This window comes from Mesorhizobium sp. dw_380 (assembly GCF_018588885.1).
Taxonomy (GTDB): domain Bacteria; phylum Pseudomonadota; class Alphaproteobacteria; order Rhizobiales; family Rhizobiaceae; genus Mesorhizobium.
This window is the reverse complement of sequence record NZ_JAFFIW010000003.1, coordinates 224,697-240,662: the sequence shown is the minus strand read 5'-3', so window position 1 is coordinate 240,662 and position 15,966 is coordinate 224,697. Positions and strand designations below refer to the sequence as shown.

The following is a 15,966-nucleotide window of genomic DNA, read 5'->3' as shown; positions in this document are numbered from 1 at the left end:
GGAAGTAGACAATGAAGCTATGCTATTTCGTTTCCGCCGCGCTCCTTGCCGCAACCGCAATCCCCGCCTCGGCCGCCGAAATTTCCGATGGCAAGGTCAAGATCGGCATCCTCAACGACCAATCGGGCGTCTATGCCGATTTCGGCGGCAAATGGTCGGTCGAGGCGGCCAAGATGGCGGTCGAGGATTTCGGCGGCAAGGTGCAGGGCGCGCCGGTCGAGATCATCAGCGCCGATCACCAGAACAAGCCCGATATCGCCTCCAACATCGCGCGGCAGTGGTATGACACCGAACAGGTCGATGCCATCATGGAGCTGACGACCTCCTCGGTCGCGCTCGCCGTCCAGGGCATTTCCAAGGAAAAGAAGAAAATCGATATCGTTACCGGCGCGGCGACCACCGACCTCACCGGCAAGCAATGCTCGCCCTACGGGTTCCACTGGGCCTACGACACCCATTCGCAGGCGGTCGGAACCGGCGGCTCTCTCGTGCAGCAGGGCGGCGACAGCTGGTTTTTCGTCACCGTCGACTATGCCTTCGGCTATTCGCTCAAGGAACAGACCGCCAAGTTCGTCGAGAGCCACGGCGGCAAGGTGTTGGGCGAGGTGCGCTATCCGCTTGGGGCGACCGACTATTCATCCTTCCTGCTGCAGGCGCAATCGTCGGGCGCCAAGGTCATCGGGCTGGCGAATGCCGGCCTCGACACCTCTAATTCCATCAAGCAGGCCGCCGAATTCGGCATCGTCCAGGGCGGCCAGCGCCTTGCGGCACTTCTGTTCACGCTGGCCGAGGTGCATGGGCTGGGCCTTCAGGCCGCGCAAGGCGTCGTGCTGACCGAGGGGTATTACTGGGATCGCGACGACAAGAGCCGCGAGTTCGGGCAGCGCTTTTTCAAGCGCACCAACCGCATGCCGAACATGATCCAGGCCGCGACCTATTCGGCGGTGACGCAGTATCTGAAAGCGATCGACAAGGCCGGCACCGACGAGACCGAGGCCGTGGCCAAGCAATTGCATTCGATGCCGGTGAATGACGTCTTTACCGCCAACGGCAAGGTCCAGTCCGACGGCAACATGGTCCACGACATGTATCTCTACCAGGTCAAGGCGCCCGGCGAGAGCAGCAAGGATTGGGACTACTATAAATATCTCACCACCATCCCCGGCAACGAGGCCTTCCTGAGCGAGAAGGAAAGCGGCTGTCCAACGGCGTCGCAGTGATCGGCGCGGCCGATGGCGGCGCCTGACCTCGACGAACCGCTTGTGGTGCTGTCCGCCCGCGGGCTGCGGCGCGACTTCGCGGGTTTCGTCGCCGTCAGGAATGTCGACCTCGATGTCCGCCATCGCAACATCCATGCCTTGATCGGTCCCAATGGCGCCGGCAAGACGACGGTCTTCAACCTGCTTACCAAGTTCCTGGCGCCGACCAGCGGCAGGATCGAACTGCTCGGCCACGACATCACCCGCACGCCGCCGGCAAGGGTGGCGCGCATGGGGCTGGTGCGCTCGTTCCAGATATCGGCGATTTTTCCGCATCTCAGCGTGCTCGACAATGTGCGCGTCGCTCTGCAGCGGCCTGGCGGGCTTGCCGTTCAGTTCTGGCGCTCGCTGTCGGCGCTCGACCGGTTGACGCCGCGCGCCATGGAACTGCTGCGCGCGGTCGGCCTCGACGATGCCAGGAACAGGCTGGCCGGCGATCTTTCCTATGGCAGGAAACGCGTGCTCGAGATCGCCACGACCCTGGCGCTCGATCCGAAAGTGCTGCTGCTGGACGAGCCGATGGCCGGCATGGGGCATGAGGACGTGGCCACGGTTTCCGATCTCATCCGTTCGGTGGCGAGGGACCGCGCGGTTCTGATGGTCGAGCACAATCTGACTGTCGTCGCCGACCTTTGCGACTGGATAACCGTCATGCAGCGCGGCGAGGTGTTGGCGGCCGGCGACTACGCCACCGTCAGCCGCGACGAACGCGTGAAGGTCGCCTATATGGGCACCGCCGATGACTAGCGCCGCGCCCCTGCTTGCGGTCCGTGGTCTCAACGCCTGGTACGGCGAGGGCCATGCGCTGCACGGCGTCGATCTCCAGGTGTTTGCCGGCGAGACGGTGACGCTGCTTGGCCGCAACGGCGTTGGCAAGACGACGACGCTGCGCGCCATCATGGGGCTGATCCGCCAGCGAAGCGGCCAGATCGTTTTCGATGGTGCGGATCTGATGCGGCTGCCGCTGCACCGCACCGCGCATCAAGGCATCGGCTTCGTGCCGGAGGAGCGCGGTATCTTCGCGACCCTGACAGTCGATGAGAACCTGGTGCTGCCGCCGGTCGTCGCCGAGGGCGGCATGAGCGTCGAGGAGATATTCGATCTCTTCCCCAATCTGAAGGAGCGGCGCAACAGTCCCGGCACCAGGCTCTCGGGTGGCGAACAGCAGATGCTGGCGATCGCGCGCATGTTGCGGACCGGGGTGAAGATGCTGCTTCTCGACGAGCCGACCGAGGGCCTGGCTCCTGTCATCGTGCAGCGTATCGGCGAATTGCTGGCGACGCTGAAAAAGCGCGGCATGACGATCCTGCTGGTCGAGCAGAACTTCCGCTTCGCCAGCCGTGTCGCCGATCGTTTCTATCTTATGGAACACGGCAAGATCGTCGGCGGGTTCCCGACCGGCGAACTGGCTGACCGTATGACGCAGCTCCATGAGGTGCTGGGAGTATGATGGCGCCATGACGATGATCTTCGGCATCCCCGTCCAGGCATTCCTCGGCCAACTGCTGGTCGGGCTGATCAACGGCTCCTTCTACGCCATGCTGAGCCTGGGCCTGGCCGTCATATTCGGCCTGCTGCGCGTCATCAATTTCGCCCATGGCGCCCAGTACATGCTGGGCGCCTTCATCGGTTACCTGCTGCTCACCTATCTCGGCATCGGCTATTGGCCCGCTCTGATCCTTGCACCGCTGATCGTCGGCCTGTTCGGCATCGTCGTCGAGCGCCTGGCATTGTCGCGGCTTTACGACACCGATCCGCTCTACGGCCTGCTCTTCACCTTCGGCCTCGCCCTCGTGCTCGAAGGCATATTCCGCTACTACTACGGCGTGTCGGGAAACCCCTACGCCGTGCCGCCGCTGCTTTCGGGAGGCACGAATCTCGGCTTCATGTTCCTGCCCAATTATCGCGGCTGGGTCGTGGTCGCCTCGCTGATCGTCTGCTTCGGAACCTGGGCGTTGATCGAGAAGACCAGGCTTGGTTCCTACCTGCGCGCGGCAACCGAAAATCCCCATCTCGTCCAGGCCTTCGGCGTCAACGTGCCGCTGCTGCTGACGCTTACCTATGGCCTCGGCTCCGCCCTTGCCGGGCTTGCCGGAATTCTGGCCGCACCCGTCTATCAGGTCAGTCCGCTGATGGGATCGGATCTCATCATCGTCGTCTTCGCGGTGGTCGTGGTCGGCGGCATGGGGTCGATCCTCGGCGCGATCGTCACCGGCTACATGCTTGGTCTCGCCGAGGGCCTGACCAAGGTCTTCTACCCCGAGGCTTCCAACCTCGTGGTCTTCGTCATCATGGCGATCGTGCTTCTGGTGCGGCCGGCCGGCCTGTTCGGAAGGGACGCCTGAAATGTCGGAAGGGACATCCGAGATGTTGGAAGAAACATCTGACATGGCCGAGCTGACGCTTCGCGAGACATCGGCCAGAACCCCCGCATGGCTCGAATGGACGCTGGTCGGGCTCGCCATACTGGCGCTGCTGGCGGCGCCGTTCTTCGTCTATCCGATCTTCCTGATGAAGATGCTGTGTTTCGCGCTGTTCGCCTGCGCGTTCAATCTCCTGCTCGGCTATACCGGCCTGCTGTCGTTCGGCCACGCCACCTTCTTCGGCGGCGCCGCCTACTTCACCGCGCATGCCGTCAAGGTGTGGGGCTGGCCGCCGGAAGCCGGCATCCTGCTCGGCATGGCGGGTGCCGCGCTGCTCGGCCTCGTCATGGGCTTCTTCGCCATTCGCCGGCAAGGCATCTATTTCGCCATGATCACGCTGGCGCTGTCGCAGATGTTCTTCTTCTTCTGCGTGCAGGCGCCCTTCACCCAAGGCGAGGACGGCATCCAAGGCGTGCCGCGCGGCGTCCTGCTCGGCGTCCTCGACCTGAACGTCTCGATCAACATGTATTATTTCGTGCTGGCGGTGTTCCTGCTCGGCGTCTTCGCCATCTGGCGCATCGTCAATTCGCCCTTCGGCATGATCCTGCGCTCGATCCGGGAAAACGAAAATCGCGCCATTTCGCTGGGCTATTCCGTCGCCAGCTACAAGCTTGCCGCCTTCATCATGTCGGCGGCACTGGCCGGCCTGGCCGGGTCCCTCAAGGCGATCGTCTTCCAGTTCGCCACGCTGACCGACGTCACCTGGCAGATGTCGGGCGAGGTGATCCTGATGACGCTTCTCGGCGGCATCGGCACGATGGTCGGCCCGGTCATCGGCGCCAGCCTGGTCGTCGGACTGGAAAACACGCTTGCCACCTCCGGCTTTCCGGTGACCATCGCCACCGGCCTGATCTTCATGGTCTGCGTGCTGATCTTCCGCCGCGGCATCGTCGGCGAGCTTTATGCGCGGGTGCTCGGGCGGGCGGGGAAGGGGTGATCAGCTCGGGATCGATTGCGCGCGCGACGAGGGGATCGCGCTAGGCGGTTCATCAACCATGATCGGCCGGTGGTGCGCCGCTACCGCGTCGCCGTGATGAGAGAGGAAATCTGCGAACTGGTGCCCATTGTCGAGACACACCGCCCGGACCGCTTGGTGGTGGGCGAGGCTCAGACTTCCCTAGTCTCGAAGAGCAAAAGCTCCACTCCGCCATCTGCGAAATTGCCAAGATCGGCCGCGGTGGCCTGCCCCTCCGGAGAGGCAAGCGCGGCTTTAATGTCCGCGACGGAATCGAAGTGGAGGATAGCCACAAGATGATAGCCTGAGGGCCCATCCGGGGAATGGCCCCCGCCGTCGCTGATCTCGTATTTTCTCAAGCCGGGAATCGTTTTGGCCAGCGGAATGTGGGTCGAAAAATAGTAACGGTCGAATGCGGTCCGGTCTTTTGGCGTTTTGTAGAGTGCGACAAGCCTGGCCATACGCCCCCTTTTTGAAACGACACCCAGCGCCGGCTATTTGCGCGAAAGAGTACCCCTCAGCGAAGGCACTGGCAAATGGTGGCGCCCCCTCAATCGAAGCGGCTGAGCAGGATTGACAGGCTCCGGTTTTACTTCGGTGCTTTTCGTCGAGCGCTTATAGAAATGCCCCAATGTCAGCAGGAAATATCCAACCTGCAATACAATCAGCGTGAGGACAGCCCGAGCGAGCGCCAGCCAGATCGAACCGGTTTCTACGCCAGCCCAGATCGCCATGATGAATGACGTCCCGAGCATGCCCACCAGAAATTGGGGAAAATACATAGTTGTAGCACCCAAAGTTTGCGGTTTTTGAGGGCTTCTGAAGTTTGCCGTTAAAGAGCCCGCCGCCCCATTTGCGAAGCGGCGGGGCCCCCCAAAGTTTACCCCCCGACTGCCGGGGTCATTGACCTCGGCATTGCTGAGAATGCAATTGCGGTGCCAGACATAGGTGGCCCATTACGGGACACCTATGCCAATGGCGCAAGACCGGATTTCCAAATAATATTAACTGTTGCTAATGTGTCACCCTGGGGCCGAGTGCGGACAGTCGGGCCTCCAGGAGGCATGAGCCAGAGAGCTGACGTTCCGGTGGCGACCTCAAAAAGCCCCGTCAACTTCGCTCTTCTGATCCGGATGGAGGAGTTGGCAGGTGACTGTTGAGGCAAAGCGGTCTTCCAACCCTAAAAAACGGTCCTCCAGCCCTGAATTGCATCGATCGGTTGTGCATCGGCTACGCCGGGCTGCCCTGATAGAGCGGCTGGGGCCCGGGCTCATCACCGGAGCCGCCGACGACGATCCCAGCGGCATCGCCACCTATTCGCAAGCCGGCGCGCAGTTTGGCATGAACATGCTTTGGAGCATGGTCTTCACTTATCCCCTCATGAGCGCGATACAGATGATCAGCGCCCGGATCGGCCGCGTTACGGGACACGGGCTTGCAACCAATATGGGCCGCGTCTTTCCGGCTTGGATCGTTGTGATCTTGGTGGCCCTGCTGTTCATCGCCAACACGATCAATATCGGCGCCGATCTGGCGGCGATGGGTGCGGCTGCAAAACTGGTGCTTGGCTGGGGTCAGCATGCATTCACCTTTGGATTTGCCTTCGTCTCGCTCGTCCTGCAGCTGTTCATCCCATATCACCGGTATGTCCGCTATTTGAAATGGCTGACGCTGGTGTTGTTCGCCTATGTCGGACTGATTTTTACCGTTCATATTGACTGGGGCGACGTCGTCTTGCGCACGTTTGTGCCCCAGCTCAGTTTCACCGGTGACATGCTCACAATGGTGGTTGCTATCATCGGCACCACCATCAGCCCCTATCTTTTCTTTTGGCAGGCATCGGAAGAAGTGGAGGATGAAGAGGCGGACGGTGCTAAGCCGCTCTTAAGAAAACCTTCTCAAGCACGCTCCGAGTTGGGTCGAATCCAGTGGGACACCTATATTGGTATGGGTTTCTCCAACCTGATCGCCTTCTTCATCATCCTGACGACGGCAGTCACACTGCACGCCAGTGGCAAGACCGACATCCAAACTGCCGCCGATGCCGCCGATGCGTTGCGGCCGGTAGCTGGCGAATTCGCATTCAAGCTCTTCAGTCTTGGCATTATCGGCACGGGCCTTCTTGCCATCCCCGTTTTGGCGGGTTCGGCCGCTTACGCCGTCGGCGAATCCCAAGGCTGGAAGACCGGCCTCGAGAACAAGCCGTGGCAAGCAGTGGGTTTCTACGTGGTGATCGGGTTGGCGACGATACTCGGCATTGCTGTCGACTATTCGCCGATCGATCCGATAAAGGCCCTGTTCTGGACCGCCGTGATCAACGGCGTGATTTCCGTACCGATCATGGCGGCGATGATGGTGGTAGCTTCGCGCAGGCACGAGATGGGTCGGTTCGTGGCCACCCTTGGCCAGCGTATTTTCGGATGGGCCGTCACCGCGATCATGGCCGGCGCAACCGCGGCGATGTTCATTTTCAGATAGGAAGGGGATGGGTGTGACAGAAGCGCAGCAGGCGCCCCAAGGCTCAGTCCGTCACCCCCACATCACCCATAACACCCGCGCTCCACCGCCAGCCGCCGCACCAACGCCGACACCGCATCAATGGTCGGCGTCGGCTTGTCAGTTAGCCGGCCAAGTTCCTGCACTGCGCCCACCAGCGCGTCGATCTCCATCGGGCGGCCGCGCTCGAGATCCTGCAGCATCGAGGTCTTGTGCTCGCCGACATCGCCGGCGCCCTTGATGCGGCGGTCGACCGATATCGGAAAGCGCACGCCGAGGCTTTCGCCGATTGCTTGCGCTTCCACCATCATCGCGCGGGCCAGCGCCCGGGTGCCTTTGTCGGCGACGATTGCGGCAAGCGTGCTGCCGGTCAGCGCCGAGATCGGGTTGAACGAGAGGTTGCCCCACAGCTTGACCCAGATTTCGCTGCGTATGTCGTCGCGGACCGGCGCCTGCAGCCCGGCCTTGATCATTTCCTCGGCCAGAAGCGTCACCCGTTCGCTGCGCTCGCCAGAGGGCTCGCCGAGCGAGAAGCGCCTGCCCTCGACATGACGAATGAGGCCGGGCGCATCGACCTCGACGGCGGGATAGACGACCGAGCCGATGACGCGCTCCGGCCCGATCCGCTGCCAGATCGCGCCGCCGGGATCGACCGTGTTCAGCCTGGTGCCTTCGAGCGGCCCGCCCGCCCCATGGAAATACCACCACGGCACGCCGTTCTGCATGGTGACGACAGCGGTGTCGGGCCCAAGCAGCGGCGCGATCTGGTCGAGCGCCGGGGTCAGCGAATGGGCTTTCAGCGCCAGCACGACATAGTCCTGGACGCCGAGTTCCTCGGCCTTCGCGGCGGCTCTCACCGGCGCCACCGATTCCTGGCCGTCCTCGATCAGGCGCAGGCCATTTGCCTTGATCGCTTCGAGATGGGCGCCGCGCGCGACGATCGACAGATCGGTGCGGCCGGCGATCGCCAGCCTTGCGGCGAGGTAGCCGCCGATCGCGCCGGCGCCGAAGATGGTGATCTTCATCGTCAAAGCCCGAGTTTGGCGGCGAGGCCGATGCGCTGCAGCTTACCGGTCGCGCCCTTGGGGATCTCGTCCAGGATCAGCACCTTGCGTGGCACCTTGAAGTCGGCGAGCCGCGTCGCGGCGTGAGCGCGGATATCGCCTTCGCTGGCGCTCATGCCTTCGCGCAGCACCACCGCCGCCGCCACCTCCTCGCCAAGCTTGTCATGCGGCATGGCGAAGGTGACGACCTGCGCCACCGCCGGGTGGTCCATCAGCACGTCGTCGACCTCGAGCGGCGAGATCTTTTCGCCGCCACGGTTGATGATCTCCTTGAGCCGCCCGGTAACCCTGAGATAGGCGTCCTCGTCGAGCGCACCCTGGTCGCCGGTGTGGAACCAGCCATGCGCGAAGGCCGTGGCATTGGCGTCCGGGTTCTTCTCGTAGCCCGCCGTGACATTGGGGCCGCGAATGACGATCTCGCCGGTTTCGCCGGCTTGCAGCAGCCGCCCGTCAGGCGCCATCACCGCAACCTCCGGCCCGGCGCCGGCGCCGACGCTGCCCGGCTTGCGCAGGCCCGGCGGCAGCCGGTTCGACGCCATCTGGTGGGCGGCTTCGGTCATCCCGTAGGATTCTATCACCGGGCAGCCGAAGGTGGCTTCCAGTTCGGCCATCACTTGCGCCGGCAATGACGCCGAGGACGAGCGGATGAAGCGCAGACGCGCGCCCGCCAGCGCCTCGGCATTGCGCGCCGCCCGGGGCAGGATCGCCTGATGCATGGTCGGCACCGCCGTATACCAGCTCGGCCGCGCCTCGCTCAGCCACTGGAAGAAGCGCAGCGCGTTGAAGCCCGGCGTGCAATAGATGCTGCCGCCCGCTGCCAGCGACGACAGCACGGCCGCGATCAGGCCATGGATGTGGAACAGCGGCATGATGTTGAGGCAGCGATCATCGGCTGTCAGGGCAAGCGTCGCGCCGATATGGGCTGATGAGGCCGCGATGTTGGCATGGCTGAGCGGCACCAGCTTGGGGCGCGACGTCGTGCCCGATGTGTGCAGCAGAAGCGCGATGTCGTCATCCCTCGGCATGTCGGGCGCCGCTTGCGCACCGACCGCCGCCCCCGCGATGGTGAAGCTGCCGGCGGGAGTGTCCGGAGGAACGACAAGCCTGAGCACGCCGATGCCGAGGCGCTCGGCCACCGCCACCGCCGGCCCGGTCTCGTTCTCCGCGACAAGGATCGCCTTGGCGCCGATGTCGGTCAGATAAAAATCGAGCTCGTCCGCCCGATAGGCCGGATTGAGCGGCGCCGTCGAGGCGGCCGCCGCCACCGCGACAAAGGCGGTGGCCATCTCCGGCCCGTTCGGCAGCACGATCGCAACCCGGTCGCCGCGCCCGATGCCGAGCGCATGCAGCCGCTCGGCTGTGACCGCGATCAGGCGACGCAGCCCACCATGGGTGAGTGTCGCCCTGTCCGGCGCCAGGATCGCCGGAGCATCATCGGCACCGGCGGCGAGGCGGTGGGAAAGGTCTGCGTGGGTTTCAGCTTTGGTCATGGTCACCGGCTATGTTCAAACGACTGCTTCTAGAAAGTCCAGGGGACGATTCCGATCCAGGACAATTGTCGACGTCAGCGCTGCCCCTCATTGCCCTGCCGGGCATTTCTCCCCGTAAACGGGGCGAAAGACGCTGTCGCCGATGGTTTCGCCAACCGCGAGCGTTGCAAAAGAGGCGCCGACGGTGCGCCCATCTCCCTTCTCCCGTTTACGGGGAGAAGGTGCCCGAAGGGCGGATGAGGGGCAGCGCCAACGCTTGCTGTGGCAACTGCGGCTTTATCCGCCGCGCCGATTCGCTCAATACCCAAGCGCCATCCCATCCTTGCGCGGATCGGAGGCGCCGGTCAGCGTGCCTTTCTCCCAGTCGATCATCACCACCTGCCCGCCGCCAAGCGGATGATGCGGCTCGGCGATGCGATGGCCGCGCCGGCGCAGGCCCTCGATCGCCTCGGCGGAAACGTTGCGTTCGGCCTCCACCGTATCATCATTGTAGAACACCCGTGGCGCGTCCAGCGCCTGCTGCGGGTCCATGCCGAAGTCGATCATGTTGGTCAAAAGATGGACATGCCCGAAAGGCTGGTAGCCGCCGCCCATCACGCCGAACGGCATCACGGCGCGGCCGTTCCTGGTCGCCATGCCGGGCATGATCGTGTGCATCGGCCGCTTGCCGGGCGCGATGGCATTGGGATGCGCCGGGTCGAGGCGGAAGCTCGAACCGCGGTTCTGCAGCACGATGCCGGTCTTCGGGGCGACGACGCCGCTGCCGAACGAATAATAGGTCGAGTTGATGAAGGAGACGGCGTTGCGGTGGCGGTCGACGATCGAGATATACACCGTGTCGCTGCCGGGCAGGTCCAAGCGCGGCAGATGCGTCATGGCCCGCTCACGGTCGATCTCGGCGCGCAGCCGGTCGGCATAGGCGCTGGACAGAAGCTCTCTCACCGGCACGCGAACATGATCCTGGTCGCCGACGAAGCGGTCGCGGTCCTGGTAGGCCAGGCGGCCGGCCTCGATCTCCAGATGCAGGCGCTCGGCGCCATTGGGGTCGAGGCCGCCGAGCTTGAAGCCTGACAGCACGTTCAGCATCAGAAGCGCCGTCAGCCCCTGATTGTTCGGCGGCATCTGGTGGATGTCATAGCCGCCATAGGCGGTGCTGACCGGCGCCACATAGTCGCCCTTGGTCGCGGCGAAATCCTCGTGCGAATGCAGCCCGCCCAGTTCGTTGAGCCGGCGCACCATGTCGTCGGCGACGGCACCTTCGTAGAATCCGTCGCGGCCGTGCCTGGCGATCACCCGCAAGGTGGCGGCGAGTTCCGGCTGGCGGTGGATGTCGCCGGCCTTCGGCGCCATGCCGCCCGGCAGGAAGATGCGCGCGGCATGTTCGTCGGCTGACAGGTCGGTCTCCGGCTCGGCCCAGTCGAAGGCGACCCGGTCATGCACGACATAGCCGTTCTCGGCATAGTGGATGGCCGGCGCCAGCACCTCGGCGAGGCTCTTGCGGCCATGATCTTCCAAGAGCCGGCTCCAGGCGTCGACGGCGCCCGGCACGGTCACCGCATGCGGTCCTTGCAGCGGGATGCGGTCGAAGCCTTTTTCCAGGTACCAGTCGACATTTGCCTTGGCGGGCGCGCGGCCGGAGCCGTTGAAGGCCAGCACGTCGCCTTGTCCCTTCGGGCAGTAGAGGACAAAACAGTCGCCGCCAATGCCGGTCGACTGCGGCTCGACCACGCCCTGTACGGCGGCGGCGCAGACGGCGGCATCCATGGCATTGCCGCCGGCGCGCAGCATGTCGATCGCGGCAAGCGTCGCAAGCGGATGCGATGTCGCGGCAACCGCTTCCGTGGCACGAACCGGCGAGCGGCCGGGAAACTGGAAATCACGCATTCTGTCTTTGTATCCCTTGGTCTGATGGATGCGACGCTGCCGCCATGGCGTAACACGACACCGCAACGGATCGCTTCGGCTTCTCGACACTGCGCATTTTGCCAAGTCTCCTCGTTACGCCAGACGCGCATCAGGCTCGGACCCGATAAGGCGTTAGCCAGGTTTCCAGCGCGTTCAGTGTCGAGATGATCGTGAAATTGATGGTGAGATAGATCGCGCCCGCGGCCACGAAAACCTCTACGGCGCGATAGGTCTGCGAAATAAGCCCCTGGGCGATGCCCGTCACTTCCATCAGGGTGACGATCGATGCAAGCGACGTGCCCTTTACCATGAGGATGATCTCGTTGCTGTAGCTCGGTATGGCTTGGCGCAGCGCCAAAGGCAGAACGACGAGGCGCAGGGTCTGGAGCCGTGTCATGCCGAAGGCAGAGGCCGCCTCGACAAGGCCGCGCGGCACACCCTGTATCGCACCCCGCAGGATTTCGCTGCCATAGGCTGCGGTATTGAGACTGAGCGCGATGACGGCGCACCAATAGGGCTCGCGAAACAGCCACCAAAGCCCAACTGCCTGAAGTGTGGGGCGGAACTGGCCGAGGCCGTAATAGATGAGGAATATCTGGACGAGCAATGGCGTGCCGCGAAAGACGGCAACGAAGGAGCGTATGGGCCAGACCAGCATCCGATGGTTTCCCTGCTGCGCCAGTGCGAGCAACAGGGCCAAGGCAAAGCCTATTCCGATCGACAACCCCGCAAGTCGCAAGGTTAACGGCAAGCCGGAGAGAAGGGTGGGAATGATCTCTACAAAGAAGGCGAAGTCGATCATGCGTGGACCATGCCTCGCCACGCCCGTGCCTCGCCGTAGCGGAAGACCGATCCGGTCACGGTAGCGATGAGGAAATACAGCGTCGCGGCTGCTATATAGAAGACGAAGGGCTCCCGCATCGATCCCGCGCCGATCTGAGATTGCCGCATCAATTCCACCAAGCCGATCACGGAGATCAAGGCCGAATCCTTGAGCACAAGCTGCCAGACATTTCCGAGGCCCGGCAGGGCGTGCCGCATCAGTTGAGGCACGATGACGAGACGCAGCGATTGGAACCGGGACAGGCCGAGCGCCTTGCTAGCCTCAAACTGGCCGAGATCGACGGCGAGATACGCTCCGCGATAGACCTCGGCTTGATAGGCGCCCGAAATGATGCCGATCGCCAGGACGCCGGTCGCAAATGTCGGCAGCCCGACGAAGCCTGCGCTGCCGAAGAATTTACCGATCTCAGTCAATGCTATGCTGCCGCCGTAGTAAAGCAGGTAGATCGTCAACAGATCGGGTACACCCCTGAACACCGTGCCATAGCCCTTGGCGACCCATGACGGTAAAGCTCTCGTGGAGAGCCGGCCTCCTGCTGCAACCGCGCCGAAGAGAGCGCCGAGCAGGAAGCCGAGGACTGACAGCGCAAATGTCACGCCAGCTGCTAGCAGCAGGGCTCCGCCCCAGCCGCCTTTGCCCACGGAAAGGATATGGAGTGTGTCCGTCATGTGAAACCTGATCGTTCAGCGCGGCGCCCGGCCGATCGGTTGATACCAATCGGCCGGACAGAATACACACGTGGCTACTTGACCGGCGTCACGTCCGTTTTCACCCATTTTTCCGAGATGCGTTTAATGGTCCCGTCGGCAACGGCGGCGCTGATCGCGTCGTTCAGCATTTCCTTGAGCTTGGTGTCCTCCTTCCTGAGTCCCGCACCCGTTCCGGCGCCGAACAAGCCGCCGACAAAGCCCGGACCTGCAACCGTGAAGCCCGAGAATTCGGGTTTTGCGAGCGTCGCGGCGAGCGCTGTCTTCTGAGCGAATATTGCATCGATGCGGCCCGCGGCCAGATCGAGATCGTGCTGCTCGGTCGTCTTGTACTCGCGGATCTCCACCGTGTCGCCGAAGTATTTCTTGAGGAATTCGAGCATGGCCGTGGCCGCCTGGACACCGACCACCTTGCCCTTCAGCAGGGGCTTCAACTTGTCGATCGCGGCCTTGGAGGCGGCCTCATCGTCCAGCTTGAATTTCTCGGTCGAAGCGCCGAGCTTCCCCAGGTCGCTGTCCTTGGCGGCTGCGAACCCGCCCGGGTCGATCGCATAAGGCTGGGTGAAGTCGATGGTCTCGAGGCGTTTCGGCGTGATGAACATGCCGGCCATGATCACATCGAACTTGCCGACCTTCAGCGAAGGAATAAGTCCATCCCAGTCCTGAGCGATGATGGTGCATTTGACCTTCATCCGCTCGCAAAGATTGTTGGCGAGCTCGATCTCCAGTCCGTCGAGCTTGCCGTCTGCGTTGGTGAAGTTCCACGGAGCGTAGGCACCCTCCGTGGCGATGGTTATGGCCTTGGGCGCGTCCTCGGCCAATGCGGTGTGCATGAAGCCGAACATGCTGAGTGCGGCCGCAACTGCGGCCAAACGACAAACTTTCATGTGGTTCCCCTTTTTGATAGGCTGTTCGAGCTGTTCCTACGCCCGGCCGCATTGCCGGTTCGAGGCCATTCCTGTCCGTCCGGCGTTCGTCACCGGCTCGGACTCACGAACTCGGCCAGTATCGGTGCTGTGCTGAGAATGTGATCCTGCATCACCTTTTCCGCTTGAAGTTCGTCGCCTGAACGCAAGGCCGCGATCACGGCGGCATGCTCCTCGCGCGCAGAATGCGGCTTGTCACAGTCGTCGAACCAGATGCGCATGTAGGGCTCTATCACCGCATGCAGCGCCGATATCTGGTGGATAAGCTTGGGCCTCCGGCTTAGCGCACAGATACGGCCATGGAATTCCTGGTGGCGGACCACCCAGTCGCTGCTGCCGCTCTGGCCCGCGCGTTCCATGCGCTCGAGCAGGCGATCGAGTTCCTCGAACTCCTCCTCATCGATCCGGGGCATCGCCAGCCTTACGGCCAGTCCCTCCAGAACCGAGCGAATTTCGAAAATCTCGTAAAGCTCATCGACCGTCAGGCCTGCAACCACGCATCCACGATTGGGCCGCAGAACCACCAGCCCGTCGGAGGCCAGGCGCCGAAAAGCCTCCCGCACCGGCATGCGACTCATGCCGATCTCGGCGGCAATCTCCTCCGGAATAAGCCTGTCGCCCGGTTTGTAGCGGCCGAAGCGAAGGGCTCTCTGAACGTGCCTGTACGCCTCTTCCTCCGCAGTGGCGGACATCTGTGGCTCTGCCGGAAAGGTTGCTTGCATGGGGCACCTAAAGTATTTTTGTATCCACGTATCATCAAATCCATATTTTATTGCGTCGTCAATACCCCTGTGACGACGGCTCAGAAGCCGATACCGGTGCAGTGCACCACCGGCTCGACGGCCACGCGACGGAACTGGCCGCCGCTGCCGCGACGGAACAGGACAAGGCGCGGCTGCGCGCCATTCTGGCCGAATGCGAGCGGCTGGCCGCCATCCAGGACCGCACCACCAGGGAAAATTCCAGATCGGCATCGACCTGCATCGGGTGATTGCCGAGATCAGCGGCACTGTCATGCTGCACGGCATGCTCTGCGGCATTCTCGACAAGTGCCAGCACTATGTCTGGACCGAGCTCTTGTGGCTCGACGAATGGAAGATCACCCGCGACGAGCATGCCGAGATCGTCGAGGCGATCTGTGCCGGCGACGCCGGCCGGGCCGGCACGCTGGCGCGCGCCCATGTGCGGGGATCACGCGAGAACGTGCTGCGCCTGCTGCAGGCCAAGTCGGACTATCAGAGTTTTCTGGCCAAGGCGTCCTGAGCGGCCGGCAGCCCGGACAAGGCTGCCCGCCAACCATCATGGCTCGTTCAGGCGAAGGCCGGTTCACCTGCCGCTTCACGGACCACAAGCTCGCTTGTCATGGGTATGCCTCTAAGGGCGCCGAGCACCATATTGTGCGAGATCGCGCGCTCGTGGATCTTCTCCAGCTCGGCGCGCGGCGCGGAAGAACGCACGGTTGCGGTGAAGTGGAGAGACAGATAGCAATGCCGTGCGTCTGGCGGCGCCTCGAACCCATCAAGGCCGTCGAACTCGCCGCGCGGGTCGAACACGCCTTCAACGACAAATTCGACCGAGCGCAGATCGATCCCCGCATGCGCCGCAAGCATCGGATAATCCGAGCCGACACAGGCGGCCGCGGCGGCAAAGATCTGCTCCCAGGGATAGACAACGTTTGGTGGATTGTCCCTGAGGCTCGCCGGCCGCTCCAGGAGGGGCGCGGCATATGGATCGCTTGATTGCGGATCGAAGCGGTAGCGGGCACGGTAGGTCCCGCGCACCGCATCGCCATGTTTCTTCATCACGGATACGATATCCCTTACCGTGCTGACGGGTTCACCGAAGACTACGGGCATCTCTTATCTCCTTCCAATCGTGGGTTTCTCGCTCGTCTATT

18 protein-coding genes are annotated in these 15,966 nt (G+C 63.1%); 8 read left to right on the top strand and 10 right to left on the bottom strand.

All coding sequences use genetic code 11. From position 1 onward, the window contains the following. Positions 1-11 precede the first annotated feature (11 nt). Genes JT360_RS04500 through JT360_RS04480 form a run of 5 tightly spaced genes read left to right on the top strand, consistent with a single transcriptional unit; the run spans position 12 to position 4,619 of the window. A complete protein-coding gene (locus tag JT360_RS04500; protein WP_214470340.1) occupies positions 12-1,220 on the top strand; it encodes an ABC transporter substrate-binding protein in 1,209 nt (402 codons plus the stop codon). A gap of 12 nt (positions 1,221-1,232) precedes the next feature. Further along, entirely contained in the window at positions 1,233-2,006 is a 774-nt protein-coding gene (locus JT360_RS04495; RefSeq protein WP_214470339.1) for an ABC transporter ATP-binding protein, read from the top strand. After that, entirely contained in the window at positions 1,999-2,709 is a 711-nt protein-coding gene (locus tag JT360_RS04490) for an ABC transporter ATP-binding protein (protein ID WP_214470338.1), read from the top strand. Before JT360_RS04495 ends, JT360_RS04490 begins: the two co-directional genes overlap by 8 nt. Positions 2,710-2,716: 7 nt before the next feature. Then, positions 2,717-3,604: a branched-chain amino acid ABC transporter permease gene (locus JT360_RS04485; RefSeq protein WP_214470337.1), complete on the top strand. Its 888-nt coding sequence runs from the start codon at positions 2,717-2,719 to the stop codon at positions 3,602-3,604. Between the two features lie 43 nt (positions 3,605-3,647). Next, complete coding sequence (locus JT360_RS04480) at positions 3,648-4,619, top strand: branched-chain amino acid ABC transporter permease (RefSeq protein WP_214470422.1); 972 nt, start codon at positions 3,648-3,650, stop codon at positions 4,617-4,619. A gap of 170 nt (positions 4,620-4,789) precedes the next feature. Here JT360_RS04480 and JT360_RS04475 read toward each other — a convergent pair whose 3' ends face one another. Both JT360_RS04475 and JT360_RS04470 read right to left on the bottom strand, forming a co-directional pair. Further along, entirely contained in the window at positions 4,790-5,098 is a 309-nt protein-coding gene (locus tag JT360_RS04475) for an EthD family reductase (RefSeq protein WP_214470336.1), read from the bottom strand. A gap of 33 nt (positions 5,099-5,131) precedes the next feature. Next, positions 5,132-5,419, bottom strand: coding sequence for an exopolysaccharide production repressor protein (locus JT360_RS04470; protein ID WP_214470335.1), 288 nt, complete (start codon positions 5,417-5,419; stop codon positions 5,132-5,134). Between the two features lie 367 nt (positions 5,420-5,786). Between JT360_RS04470 and JT360_RS04465 the strand changes: the two genes are divergently transcribed. After that, the gene (locus JT360_RS04465) at positions 5,787-7,115 is read left to right on the top strand and encodes an NRAMP family divalent metal transporter (RefSeq protein ID WP_352126994.1); all 1,329 of its coding nucleotides are present in this window, start codon (positions 5,787-5,789) and stop codon (positions 7,113-7,115) included. A 62-nt stretch (positions 7,116-7,177) separates the two neighbouring features. Here JT360_RS04465 and JT360_RS04460 read toward each other — a convergent pair whose 3' ends face one another. From JT360_RS04460 to JT360_RS04430, 7 genes are all read right to left on the bottom strand, one after another. Continuing rightward, positions 7,178-8,158, bottom strand: a complete 981-nt coding sequence (locus JT360_RS04460) for a 2-dehydropantoate 2-reductase (RefSeq protein WP_214470334.1) — start codon at positions 8,156-8,158, stop codon at positions 7,178-7,180. A 2-nt stretch (positions 8,159-8,160) separates the two neighbouring features. Beyond that, positions 8,161-9,687, bottom strand: coding sequence for an acyl--CoA ligase (locus JT360_RS04455; RefSeq protein ID WP_214470333.1), 1,527 nt, complete (start codon positions 9,685-9,687; stop codon positions 8,161-8,163). A 297-nt stretch (positions 9,688-9,984) separates the two neighbouring features. After that, entirely contained in the window at positions 9,985-11,571 is a 1,587-nt protein-coding gene (gene ggt, locus JT360_RS04450; protein WP_214470332.1) for a gamma-glutamyltransferase, read from the bottom strand. Between the two features lie 130 nt (positions 11,572-11,701). Next, positions 11,702-12,394 carry an ABC transporter permease gene (locus tag JT360_RS04445; protein ID WP_214470331.1) on the bottom strand — a complete coding sequence of 231 codons (693 nt, stop codon included), beginning with the start codon at positions 12,392-12,394 and terminating at the stop codon, positions 11,702-11,704. Then, a complete protein-coding gene (locus JT360_RS04440; RefSeq protein ID WP_056592763.1) occupies positions 12,391-13,104 on the bottom strand; it encodes an ABC transporter permease in 714 nt (237 codons plus the stop codon). Before JT360_RS04440 ends, JT360_RS04445 begins: the two co-directional genes overlap by 4 nt. A gap of 74 nt (positions 13,105-13,178) precedes the next feature. Then, on the bottom strand, positions 13,179-14,030 hold the full coding sequence (locus JT360_RS04435) for a transporter substrate-binding domain-containing protein (protein ID WP_214470330.1): 852 nt from the start codon (positions 14,028-14,030) through the stop codon (positions 13,179-13,181). Between the two features lie 89 nt (positions 14,031-14,119). After that, entirely contained in the window at positions 14,120-14,761 is a 642-nt protein-coding gene (locus tag JT360_RS04430) for a GntR family transcriptional regulator (protein WP_250888603.1), read from the bottom strand. 131 nt (positions 14,762-14,892) lie between these two features. On the opposite strand from JT360_RS04430, the gene JT360_RS33460 reads away from it, so the two are divergent. Beyond that, a complete protein-coding gene (locus JT360_RS33460; protein ID WP_250888602.1) occupies positions 14,893-15,060 on the top strand; it encodes a hypothetical protein in 168 nt (55 codons plus the stop codon). After that, complete coding sequence (locus JT360_RS33455) at positions 15,057-15,332, top strand: FCD domain-containing protein (RefSeq protein ID WP_352126993.1); 276 nt, start codon at positions 15,057-15,059, stop codon at positions 15,330-15,332. The genes JT360_RS33460 and JT360_RS33455 overlap by 4 nt, the downstream gene beginning before the upstream one ends. Before the next feature lie 47 nt (positions 15,333-15,379). Here JT360_RS33455 and JT360_RS04420 read toward each other — a convergent pair whose 3' ends face one another. Next, positions 15,380-15,925, bottom strand: a complete 546-nt coding sequence (locus tag JT360_RS04420; RefSeq protein ID WP_214470328.1) for an OsmC family protein — start codon at positions 15,923-15,925, stop codon at positions 15,380-15,382. Positions 15,926-15,966: the final 41 nt, after the last annotated feature.

What these genes read in the sequence shown, in the direction of transcription:
- JT360_RS04440 (WP_056592763.1), bottom strand. Translation starts at nt 13,104, where the DNA reads ATGACGGACACACTCCATATCCTTTCCGTGGGCAAAGGCGGCTGGGGC.
- JT360_RS04460 (WP_214470334.1), bottom strand. Translation starts at nt 8,158, where the DNA reads ATGAAGATCACCATCTTCGGCGCCGGCGCGATCGGCGGCTACCTCGCC.
- JT360_RS04500 (WP_214470340.1), top strand. Translation starts at nt 12, where the DNA reads ATGAAGCTATGCTATTTCGTTTCCGCCGCGCTCCTTGCCGCAACCGCA.
- JT360_RS04420 (WP_214470328.1), bottom strand. Translation starts at nt 15,925, where the DNA reads ATGCCCGTAGTCTTCGGTGAACCCGTCAGCACGGTAAGGGATATCGTA.
- ggt (WP_214470332.1), bottom strand. Translation starts at nt 11,571, where the DNA reads ATGCGTGATTTCCAGTTTCCCGGCCGCTCGCCGGTTCGTGCCACGGAA.
- JT360_RS04495 (WP_214470339.1), top strand. Translation starts at nt 1,233, where the DNA reads ATGGCGGCGCCTGACCTCGACGAACCGCTTGTGGTGCTGTCCGCCCGC.
- JT360_RS04490 (WP_214470338.1), top strand. Translation starts at nt 1,999, where the DNA reads ATGACTAGCGCCGCGCCCCTGCTTGCGGTCCGTGGTCTCAACGCCTGG.
- JT360_RS04435 (WP_214470330.1), bottom strand. Translation starts at nt 14,030, where the DNA reads ATGAAAGTTTGTCGTTTGGCCGCAGTTGCGGCCGCACTCAGCATGTTC.
- JT360_RS04430 (WP_250888603.1), bottom strand. Translation starts at nt 14,761, where the DNA reads ATGTCCGCCACTGCGGAGGAAGAGGCGTACAGGCACGTTCAGAGAGCC.
- JT360_RS04470 (WP_214470335.1), bottom strand. Translation starts at nt 5,419, where the DNA reads ATGTATTTTCCCCAATTTCTGGTGGGCATGCTCGGGACGTCATTCATC.
- JT360_RS04445 (WP_214470331.1), bottom strand. Translation starts at nt 12,394, where the DNA reads ATGATCGACTTCGCCTTCTTTGTAGAGATCATTCCCACCCTTCTCTCC.
- JT360_RS04455 (WP_214470333.1), bottom strand. Translation starts at nt 9,687, where the DNA reads ATGACCAAAGCTGAAACCCACGCAGACCTTTCCCACCGCCTCGCCGCC.
- JT360_RS04480 (WP_214470422.1), top strand. Translation starts at nt 3,648, where the DNA reads ATGGCCGAGCTGACGCTTCGCGAGACATCGGCCAGAACCCCCGCATGG.
- JT360_RS04485 (WP_214470337.1), top strand. Translation starts at nt 2,717, where the DNA reads ATGACGATGATCTTCGGCATCCCCGTCCAGGCATTCCTCGGCCAACTG.
- JT360_RS04475 (WP_214470336.1), bottom strand. Translation starts at nt 5,098, where the DNA reads ATGGCCAGGCTTGTCGCACTCTACAAAACGCCAAAAGACCGGACCGCA.